Annotated in this window: 1 protein-coding gene; it reads left to right on the forward strand. The window is 41.2% G+C overall.

Annotated elements, in window-relative coordinates; all coding sequences use genetic code 11:
• Positions 1 to 151: 151 nt before the first annotated feature.
• On the forward strand, positions 152 to 1,176 hold a 1,025-nt coding region (locus tag ACFIL3_RS10350), incomplete at its 3' end, for a hypothetical protein (protein ID WP_375682238.1).

Genomic DNA, 1,176 nt, shown 5'->3' on the forward strand with positions numbered 1-1,176 from the left:
CGTGCAAAATACGAACTTTACAAGAATATCTTGAAAGACCCCGATTGTGCAACGGCAGCTTACAATGACTTTAACGAACAGTTGCATGAATTGCGTGCAGAGACGTCTCAACGTCATAACGTGACCAGAATAATACCAACGGATTTTTAAGATGGTTGATTTTCCTATAGCCGATTACAGACCAGATGTTGCGGTCGTCAACGGTAGCTTTACGGATACGCTTGTGAATGTTTTACCGGCTGATGGCTGTTACATTCCGATGCCTAGTGCAATGGTTGTGTCTCATGCTTTGGAAGAAAAGCCTTTGGGGTGCATAGCGTTTAGAAGTGGCAATGGTGTTAAGATAATCGTAGGAGGCAAGCAAAAGCTTTACAGTTATGATAGTCAAACCAAGGGTTGGAAAGACATAAGCCAAAGTGGTGTGACCTATCAAGCAAATGAAGAGAATAAATGGTCGTTTGCTCTTTTTAAAAACATGGTTATTGCGGTGAATAAAAATGATAAGCCGCAAGTTTTCAAGGTCCTTAGTTCTGAACGGTTTGAAGATTTAGAAGGAAATCCACCGAAAGCAGGATTGATCAAAGTTTGGGGACCTTTTGTTTGTTTGATGCAATTGACAGATAATCCCAATCGCATTCATTGGTCAGGTTTGAACGATGTAACTTTATGGGAAATAGGTAAAAAAAAATGTGATCATATAGATTTTCCAGATGGAGAATATGTGCAAGGGGCGACGGAATCCACCAATCCCCTTATTTTTATGCGTTCTGCTATTTACGCTGGTTTATTTACTCCAGGGGCTGAACTTGTATACAGTTTTCAAAAGATCCAAGACAAGCGCGGAGCGCGCAGTGCAGCCTCTATAGCATGTCGAGGGAGTGATGCTTTTTTTGCGAGTGATGGTGGTTTTTATCAGATGAGTTTGGATGGTCAACTTTTGCCGATAGGCTTTGAGAAAGTTGATAGAACAGTTTTTAAAACCTTTGATAAGTTTGCTCTTGATGAGATGCAAGGGGTTATAGACCCCGTTGATAACCGGATTTACTGGTCCTTAAAAAGAGGTAATAACGAGCAAACGACCTTTGTCTATGATTGGGGCTTGCAGAAATGGTCGACGCTACAGGGAAAACCTTTCACGTTGTTTCCAGTATTTACGACAGGGTATACTTTAGAACA

This window comes from Bartonella sp. CE47NXGY, from assembly GCF_042195415.1.
Taxonomy (GTDB): domain Bacteria; phylum Pseudomonadota; class Alphaproteobacteria; order Rhizobiales; family Rhizobiaceae; genus Bartonella.